Below are 8,182 nucleotides of genomic sequence, written 5' to 3'. Positions count from 1 at the left end.
CTTTCTTACCAGTCAGCTTTGGTGTATCACCCGAAAGATGGATAAACCCACCCGGTCATATTTTAGTTAAAGACTTAGGAAAGACTGGGAACTTTTCCGCAGCGTTCATTAGCAGGAACCGCCGCCATAATTTTTTTAGGGTCGGGAAGATTGAGACTATTCATGAGTTCAATAAAACTCTCGCGGCTGTTTCCTGCTAAACGGGGGTTGTAAAGTTTTTCTTCTTTAATAGTGGAAACTGTATGACCTCGATAGTCATGACCAGGATAAACTAGAGTATTTTCGGGAAGTGTAAAGAGTTTTTGAACAATGCAATCATAAAGTTGTCCGGGGTCGCCACTTTGGAAATCAGTACGTCCACAACCTCGGATTAATAGGGAATCTCCGGTTAAAATACGATCGCCATTTACCCAATAGGTGATATGGCTGTCAGTGTGTCCGGGAGTAGCGATCGCCTCAATTTTAATCTCCCCTAATTCTAAGACTTCTCCATCACCAATATAGCGATCGGCACAGGCTGCATTAGCCTTTTGGGGCACAATTCCCAGACATTGGGTAAGCTGGCGTAGTTTCCCCGTCCCGGTAATATGGTCAGCGTGAATATGGGTTTCTAAACAATAGCGTAAGTTTAATTCCAATTCTTCCAGCAATTTCAGATCGCGATCGACTTGTTCAAGAACCGGATCAACTAATGCTGCTTCCTTGGTGACAGTATCGGCAATTAGATAGGTATAAGTGCTGGTTTCCGGGTCGAATAGCTGACGAAATAGCATTGATTCTCCTTTAGCCGTTGCATTTAGATATTATGTGAATACTTAACTAGATAGTAAAGTATTAAATGCTAAACGTCAATGGTTTGGGGTGATGGTTTGGGGTTAACGAAAGTAAGGTCTTCCTTTCCAGAAAACGCCGACGAGAACCCCAAGAAAGGAAAATCGTGATAAAGTGATCACGATGCCAGGTATGGGAAGTAAGGATTTAATCCATAAGCCCAGGAGTAGACAGGCAAGCAAAGCCCAGAGAGTGCCAGAATTAAGGATGATCTGTTGGTCCCACAGTTCCAAGAGATAAACAGCCAAAGCGCCGATACTGATCGCCGACACGATAAACATAATTATGCCCAAGGGTGGAGAATACAAGAAGGCGATCGCCTGAGAGAGACTAGGCGAATGTGTTAAACCCAGAGTCAACAGCAACTCAACCGCCGCCACTATAGCCACTGTGACCCCGGCGCTTTGAAGCAACCACCGCCAGGGTAAAGATTTCAATTGGTATATTAAACGATTCATGGTCTGATCTCCTGTATGAGTAGCCGACAATCTGACTGCTATACTACAATTTTTGGCAGGTTGTCGAATTTGAGAGAGAGGAAACTATTGTGGAAACTACCATCAATTGTGCAGAAGCCTGTAAAAATGGTTGTATTCTGGGTGATAAATGCCCCCACCGGGAATATGTCACTTCTGTATCGAGTTTTATTGAAAATACATCTTTAGATCAAATGCTAGATATAGCAGAAGAAGCTGTCCGCAAAAAACGCACAGCACCACCTCAATGGATAATCCCAGACTTTCCTGAAAATCAATCTTGACATACTCACGCCCGCTGAAGTCACGGTGATTCTTGACGCTTCACTGACTGACGCTACCAAGGTAGTCTTATTTCTGTCTCAGCGTCCGTTTAGAGTCTCCCAATGCCCTGTGGCGACTTTGTTCTATATTCTTGGCTGCATTTTCATCTCGGTCGTGTTCAGTGCCACAATTTAGGCATCGAACCGACCGAATTTTTAGATCGAGCTTACCCCATTTGTAGCCGCATTCAGAGCAAATCTGGCTGGTCGGTTCCCATCGACTGATGACGTGAAACTCTCTACCAAACTTCTCAGATTTTGACTCACAGAGCGTTCTAAACTCTCGCCAACCTTGCCAACTAATAGCCCTGGCTAGACGGCAATTTTTGACCAAGCCTGACACATTCAGGTCTTCTAAGGCAATCGTTTGGTTTTCACGAACCAGCTTAGTAGACAATTTGTGCAAGAAATCTTGGCGGGTATCTGCAATTTGATTATGCAGTTTCGCAATTTGAATTCGAGTCCTGTTTCTCCGTTTTGAGTCTTTCTGCTGACGGGCTAGTTTTTTCTGGAGCTTGCGAATTTGGCAGTCTGCTTTCGAGTAATTAGGGCTAAAAGCCTTCTCACCGTTGCTCATGACCGCAAAAGTTTTAATTCCCAAATCAATCCCGATGCTTTGGTTTTTAGCCTCGACCTGAATCGGTTCAACTTCTACAACAAAGCTCAAGAAATAGCGGTTAGCACCATCTTTGATGACTGTAACCGAACTGGGTGCGGACGGCAATTCCCTCGACCATATGGGTTTTATATTACCAATCTTGGCTAAAAACACCTCTCCTTTTTTGATGGAAAATGCAGTTTTTGTGAAGGTCGCAGACTGCTTATTTGCTTTTTTCTTAAATCGAGGTAGCCCTACCTTTTTACCTTTTCGCTTTCCGCTAAGGGAATTAAAATAGTTTTTGTAGGCAGCATCTAACTGTTTAAGAGATTGCTGTAATGGCACAGACGAAACACTAGCCAGCCATTCTCTAGCCTCAGTCTTTTTGGTTTGGGTCAACGTTGCCGAAAGCTGGTTGTATCCAGGGTACTTATCAGACTTACTGAAAGCTAGAGCATCATTCCACACTACCCGAACACAACCAAACAACTGAGCTAAACTCTGTCGCTGTTGCTCTGTCGGGTAGAAACGGTATCTGTATCTCGATTTCATTGTCTGCGCTAGACTTTGCCTGTAAATATATGATAGCGGGATATACACCAAATAACAACCCCTTTACGCAGGCAAAGGCACAGTATTTCCAGCCTGAAAATTAACTGAGTCTGTGTCATTAAATATCGTAGGTATGTGTTCACTGCTGAAAGCCTTACAGTTATCTAAAAGTCGTTTAACGAAGTAGCCAAGAAAATGGATTTTCGGATTCTCGAATTTAACGGAGAATCTGACCACATTCACGGGCTGAAATTGACAATTGATAATTATTCTCGACTCCCGACTCCCGAAGTTATTCAGAAAACCCTATCTATAGTCGATATGGTCAAGCTGGCTACCCTAAACCATAGGCCAAGATGCGCTCTGGAGTCCAAGCTATTTTGTTAGCTCCGTTGGAGGTGCGCCCATAGAGGTTCTCAAGCAGTACACTAGGGAACCAGAAAAGCCGTCCTAGAAGGCTATGCACTGAGTATAATCGAAGTGCGATGCACTGAGCCTGCCCAAGTGACGGGGTTTTAGACCCATGCTTCTGATAAGTTAACCCAGACCAGAGGAGATCAGAAATATTGCCACCGAAAACACGAACATATATCTAGCTTGTGTTTGGTTAGTGGTTGATTAGGGGGATGACATGAAAGCGATCGCTATGCGGATTTGGGATATAATCCCTTTTGGTCAAATCATACCCGGGAGGATACTTTATGGCTGGCAGTGAAGTTCAGGCTGATTTTTGGATGACAGAGTACATCACACCTTGGGATATTTATGCTCACGGGGTTATCGATGTTCTAGCCCATCAAAAAACCCCCTATCAGGAGATGTACATTGTTGAAACTGGGGCTTATGGTAAAGCCCTAGTCCTGGACGGTAAATGGCAGTCTTGCACCGGGGATGAGTTTCTGTATCATGAACCCCTAGTCCATCCGGGGATGGTCATTCAAGGTAAACCAGAGAAAGTTCTAGTCTTAGGTGGCGGCGAGGGAGCAACTATCCGGGAAGTGTTGCGCTGGAAAACTGTTGATCGGGTGGTAATGGTTGATATTGATGGGGATGTAGTGGAGGCGTGCCGCCAATATCTGCCAGAAATGCACCAGAATGCTTTTGAAGACCCCCGGACTGAATTAGTGGTTGGGGATGCGTTGGAGTTTCTCGATACCACCGACCAAAAATGGGATGTGATTATTTCTGATCTTTCAGACCCCATTGAGGAGGGACCCTCATTTAAACTGTTTACTAAGGAGTATTTTGAGAATATCCGGCGCGTCCTGGCTGATGATGGGATATTTGTGATTCAAGCGGGCCCGGTGGCTCCCGGAAATTTGAACCTTCACGTTCGGATTGTTAATACAGTTAACGCTGTGTTTCCCCATGTTCAATCCTATACTAGCTTTATTCCCACCTATGGAGCCCCGTGGGGATTTGCGATCGCCTCGCAACACCCCATTGATCCCTATCCTCAACCGGAGAAAACAGATGAAATCCTCCAACAGCATACTGTAGGCGGTATGCGGATGTTTGACGGTACTACCCTGTTAGGACTATTTCAACTTCCCCGACATCTACGAGAGGCGATCGCCGCTGAGACTCAAGTATACACACTTTCCGAACCTCCTAAATTCTTTGGCAAAGGCAAGTTAAATTAGCCTAGAGAATTGTTAATTGAGGCGATAAATTACCAGATTTTCGGGAACTGGGAACAGTTAGACAGCCTAGTTAATCAGATAATTACTACTAACTAGCGTCTATCTACTGTTTCCTCCATAAAATCCATCATTTTAATCATTTGCCACCTACTTAAAATTATCATGAACAATCCGCATCTTCCCCTACGAATTGAGACTACCAAAAAATCCCGTATTAAAGAACTAGAAACCGAACCCATACCCTTCGGCAAAATCTTCAGCGATCATATGTTAGTGGCTAACTATAGCCAGGGAAATTGGCAGGATGTTCAAATCATCCCTTACGGTCCCATAGACCTATCCCCCGCCACGTCTGCTCTCCACTACGGACAGGCGATTTTTGAAGGTATGAAAGCCTATAAAAACCCCAATGGTGAGCCATTATTATTCCGACCGGATGCCAACCATAAACGGATTAATCAATCCGCCGAAAGGTTATGTATGCCAGCTATTCCAGAATCTATTTTTATTGATGGATTGAAAGAGTTAATCAAGTTAGATGCTGATTGGATTCCTAATAAAAATGGCAGCGTTTTATATATTAGACCGATTTACTTTGCTGTTGATGAATCGGTAGGATTAAAACCCTCGGATTCCTATAAATTTATCATTATCACCTGTCCTGTAGGTGCTTATTATTCCCATCCTGTTAAATTGATTGTCACGGAAAAATATGTGAGAGCTTTTGAAGGGGGAACCGGTGCCGCGAAAGTAGCCGGAAACTACGCCGCCAGCCTTCTCGCAGACCGAGAAGCTAAAGAGAAAGGCTATGATAATGTGATTTGGCTTGATGGTATTCATCGCCAATATATCGAAGAATGTGGCACGATGAACTTAGCATTTGTGATTGATGGAGTAGTTGTCACCCCGAAATTAACCGGAACTATTTTAGCGGGAATTACGCGGGATAGTGTGTTAACTTTATGTCGTGATTGGGGAATGCCGGTAGAGGAAAGGGCGATCGCTATTGATGAGATAGTCCAAGCCTACCATCAAGGAACTCTCACGGAAGCCTTTGGTATGGGAACAGCAGCAACTATCGCCCATATTTCCACCATTGGATATCAGGGAGAAGACATGATTTTACCTCCCGTAAGCGATCGCAAAGTAGCCAATCAAGTTTTCCAGAAACTCGAAGAAATCAAAACCGGGAGAACAGAAGATATCCACAATTGGATATGTAGACCATAGTAATAGATGCTTTTTCCCTGTGATTGCCGTCTAATTGGCGGCTAATTGACCCGTGAAGGGCATCATTTCCGCCTCAAGGTATAACTTGCTTTCATGGGCATACTAGGCTGTAGTTGCCCGCTAATTGCCCGCTAATTGCCCGTTAGTTTCTGACGGGCTTTTTTAGTCATCATCAGACAAATATCAGGCTTTCTTAATTTCCTTAATCACCCAATCAAAAGTTTCCATAACCTGTTGTAGGGCTGTTTCATCCTGGAGAGTAGACAGACGCAAAGTTAGCGATCGATACTCACTCGGTTCTACCGGGAGAGATAAACCAATAGAACTAAACTTATTGCGAAGTTCCAGCCATTTGTCCTGACAATCAAAAGGAGGTTGAGAGGCATATTTATTAGAAGAAATTTCCAAACGCCCCGAAATATCCACACTAAATAACTTGTGAGTTTTTTTACCCTTTTGGTGAAGCCAAGCCGTAAACCCACCATAGATATCCCCGGTTCCCCATTGAATATCAATTTTCGGCTGTTGTTGTTTCGCCCAAGCATGAATTTTCTGGGCTAGTTGTGCTTCATCAGTTCCCCGGCGGATATTTAATTCCTCAAAAAAAGACATCTCATCCCAGCGTCTGCGTTCCCCAGTAGCGCTAGATTTTTTCTGTTGCGCTTCCGCCGTTTGACCAATTACCCGAGGTACTAAAGTCCTTAAACCTTCCTGACTGACATATTGCTTAATTTCCACCGCCCAGACTTCCCCAGGGTCAGTTTGCTTATTGAGAAACTCAACCACCCGACGCAAAGAGGGGGAGATTTCATCAGCCACAAAAACCAGGCGAATTTTACCAGCCTGTACATTAGTTTTCACTTTTTGCCAAAAACGCTCTTCCTTAGCATCAGGTCCAAGAAACTCCTCAAAAACCTGTTCTGGATCGCGACCTTGTTCGCGACAGTTAGCCTCAAATTGAGCAATAGTCGATTCAATAGGCCAGTAAAAGCTAACATGGGCCGCATAATCCAACATTAGCCCGATCGCCTTTTGGCGCATTTCCGTATTACGGATACGGCGAATATCCACTAAGGTAGGGATAGCATCCTGGTCAATAAACAAATGATCCAAAGACCAGCGACCGCCGCTTTCTTCCTCCGGGGGAACCATAGCATCCCTGGAAATCAATAGCCACCGTCTAGGGGTGGCGCGATCAATCTCATCCCCAGCCAGCAAATTCGGATAAGATTCTAGCAAGTCCTGAAGTTGATCCTCAGAATCATAGTCTTGTTCCATCATTTCCACAAGCTGATCATCATCTTGAATGAGATAAATGCCTCCACCCATAGCAATTTCCTTGATTTACCTAATTATTTTTCATTAATTGGGAAAGTTAACTGACCCTGAAAAACCGCTTGGGCTGGTCCAGTCATGTATAACCGTTGGTCTGTAGCTGACCATTCAATCTGTAGACAACCCCCTGGAAGTTCTACAGTTACTTGGCGATCGCATCTTTGGGTTAATACTCCCGCCACCACAGAAGCACAAGCCCCAGTTCCACAGGCTAAAGTTATCCCAGCACCCCTTTCCCAAACTCGCATTTTGACATAATCCGGTCGCACTACTTCAATAAATTCTGTATTGGTTCGTTCAGGAAAAGCCGGATGATGTTCAAACAACGGACCAATTTCCGTTAATGGAACACTAGCCACATCATCTACAAAAGTGATGCAGTGGGGGTTTCCCATACTCACGCAGGTAACAGACCAGGGCTGTCCTGCTACCTGTAGGGGAACATCGATAACCTTGAGGCTATTTTCAGATAGGGTGGTGGGAATTTCCGCCGCCAGTAGCCGTGGTAATCCCATATCTACTTTAACCTGACCATCGGTTAAAAGTTGGGGACAGATCACCCCGGCGGCGGTATTAATTTTATAAGCGATCGCCGTCCCAGTTTTCCCTTCTAACTCAGCGATAAACTTAGCCAGACAGCGAATTCCATTCCCGCACATTTCCGGTTCGGACCCATCAGAGTTAAATATTCTCATGGTGTAGTCACTAGCCCCGTCACCGGGAAGGGCGAATATTACCCCATCAGCACCAATACCAAAATGGCGATCGCACATTTGCACAGCTTGTTTCTGTGTACAAATTGGCTCCGACTGATGACGGTTATCAATCAGAATAAAATCATTACCCAAACCGTGATACTTTGTAAACTCAATTGCCATCACTGATATCTCAATCTCCTGCATTAATAATAACTAATCGATTATGCCTGAGTTCAATACCGATTTACCCAGCGTCCGCAAGTTACAAACCTACATCAAGGATAAACCCACTGTTAAGATTCAATTACTCACCGAAGATATGTTAGAGGGCCAAATGCTGTGGCAAGATCCTAACTGTATCTGTTTACAACCCCCACAGGGGGAACCGATTTTGGTCTGGCGAGAGGCGATCGCCTATATACAAGCCAAATCTTGACCCTCTCCCCCTCTCCCCCTCTCCCCAGAGGGCGGGTTTATTTATCTTCCCCTTGGGAAT

Annotated in this window: 9 protein-coding genes and 1 pseudogene; 5 read left to right on the top strand and 5 right to left on the bottom strand. The window is 44.5% G+C overall.

The genetic code is table 11. The annotated features are described in order from the left end of the window. Positions 1-74: 74 nt before the first annotated feature. Together B9T16_RS23000 and B9T16_RS22995 are read right to left on the bottom strand one after the other, a co-directional pair. Positions 75-773 carry an MBL fold metallo-hydrolase gene (locus tag B9T16_RS23000; RefSeq protein ID WP_317269558.1) on the bottom strand — a complete coding sequence of 233 codons (699 nt, stop codon included), beginning with the start codon at positions 771-773 and terminating at the stop codon, positions 75-77. Between the two features lie 102 nt (positions 774-875). After that, entirely contained in the window at positions 876-1,289 is a 414-nt protein-coding gene (locus B9T16_RS22995; RefSeq protein ID WP_410245872.1) for a peptide chain release factor 1, read from the bottom strand. A gap of 89 nt (positions 1,290-1,378) precedes the next feature. On the opposite strand from B9T16_RS22995, the gene B9T16_RS22990 reads away from it, so the two are divergent. Then, entirely contained in the window at positions 1,379-1,591 is a 213-nt protein-coding gene (locus B9T16_RS22990) for a hypothetical protein (RefSeq protein WP_006616450.1), read from the top strand. 67 nt (positions 1,592-1,658) lie between these two features. Here B9T16_RS22990 and B9T16_RS22985 read toward each other — a convergent pair whose 3' ends face one another. After that, positions 1,659-2,780, bottom strand: coding sequence for an RNA-guided endonuclease InsQ/TnpB family protein (locus B9T16_RS22985; protein ID WP_410245871.1), 1,122 nt, complete (start codon positions 2,778-2,780; stop codon positions 1,659-1,661). A 51-nt stretch (positions 2,781-2,831) separates the two neighbouring features. Between B9T16_RS22985 and tnpA the strand changes: the two are divergent. The 3 genes and pseudogenes from tnpA to B9T16_RS22970 all read left to right on the top strand — a co-directional run bounded on the left by tnpA (position 2,832) and on the right by B9T16_RS22970 (position 5,653). Continuing rightward, positions 2,832-3,234, top strand: a pseudogene (gene tnpA / locus B9T16_RS22980) (IS200/IS605 family transposase). Between the two features lie 247 nt (positions 3,235-3,481). Then, positions 3,482-4,423: a polyamine aminopropyltransferase gene (gene speE / locus B9T16_RS22975; RefSeq protein ID WP_006616448.1), complete on the top strand. Its 942-nt coding sequence runs from the start codon at positions 3,482-3,484 to the stop codon at positions 4,421-4,423. A gap of 162 nt (positions 4,424-4,585) precedes the next feature. Further along, positions 4,586-5,653 (top strand): branched-chain amino acid aminotransferase, encoded by a 1,068-nt coding sequence (locus B9T16_RS22970; RefSeq protein ID WP_014275325.1) that lies wholly within the window; start codon positions 4,586-4,588, stop codon positions 5,651-5,653. A 183-nt stretch (positions 5,654-5,836) separates the two neighbouring features. Here B9T16_RS22970 and B9T16_RS22965 read toward each other — a convergent pair whose 3' ends face one another. Beyond that, positions 5,837-6,982: a hypothetical protein gene (locus tag B9T16_RS22965; RefSeq protein ID WP_014275326.1), complete on the bottom strand. Its 1,146-nt coding sequence runs from the start codon at positions 6,980-6,982 to the stop codon at positions 5,837-5,839. A gap of 23 nt (positions 6,983-7,005) precedes the next feature. Continuing rightward, complete coding sequence (dapF, locus tag B9T16_RS22960) at positions 7,006-7,866, bottom strand: diaminopimelate epimerase (RefSeq protein ID WP_006616291.1); 861 nt, start codon at positions 7,864-7,866, stop codon at positions 7,006-7,008. A gap of 43 nt (positions 7,867-7,909) precedes the next feature. Here dapF and B9T16_RS22955 point away from each other — a divergent pair, with 43 nt between their 5' ends. Then, the gene (locus B9T16_RS22955; RefSeq protein ID WP_006616290.1) at positions 7,910-8,122 is read left to right on the top strand and encodes an Hfq-related RNA-binding protein; all 213 of its coding nucleotides are present in this window, start codon (positions 7,910-7,912) and stop codon (positions 8,120-8,122) included. The last annotated feature ends 60 nt before the right edge of the window (positions 8,123-8,182 follow it).

It is taken from the genome of Arthrospira sp. PCC 8006, from assembly GCF_046480465.1.
GTDB lineage: Bacteria > Cyanobacteriota > Cyanobacteriia > Cyanobacteriales > Microcoleaceae > Limnospira > Limnospira platensis.
This window is presented reverse-complemented; position numbering and strand designations above follow the sequence as displayed.

What these genes read in the sequence shown, in the direction of transcription:
- dapF (WP_006616291.1), bottom strand. Translation starts at nt 7,866, where the DNA reads ATGGCAATTGAGTTTACAAAGTATCACGGTTTGGGTAATGATTTTATT.
- B9T16_RS23000 (WP_317269558.1), bottom strand. Translation starts at nt 773, where the DNA reads ATGCTATTTCGTCAGCTATTCGACCCGGAAACCAGCACTTATACCTAT.
- speE (WP_006616448.1), top strand. Translation starts at nt 3,482, where the DNA reads ATGGCTGGCAGTGAAGTTCAGGCTGATTTTTGGATGACAGAGTACATC.
- B9T16_RS22955 (WP_006616290.1), top strand. Translation starts at nt 7,910, where the DNA reads ATGCCTGAGTTCAATACCGATTTACCCAGCGTCCGCAAGTTACAAACC.
- B9T16_RS22970 (WP_014275325.1), top strand. Translation starts at nt 4,586, where the DNA reads ATGAACAATCCGCATCTTCCCCTACGAATTGAGACTACCAAAAAATCC.
- B9T16_RS22995 (WP_410245872.1), bottom strand. Translation starts at nt 1,289, where the DNA reads ATGAATCGTTTAATATACCAATTGAAATCTTTACCCTGGCGGTGGTTG.
- B9T16_RS22965 (WP_014275326.1), bottom strand. Translation starts at nt 6,982, where the DNA reads ATGGGTGGAGGCATTTATCTCATTCAAGATGATGATCAGCTTGTGGAA.
- B9T16_RS22985 (WP_410245871.1), bottom strand. Translation starts at nt 2,780, where the DNA reads ATGAAATCGAGATACAGATACCGTTTCTACCCGACAGAGCAACAGCGA.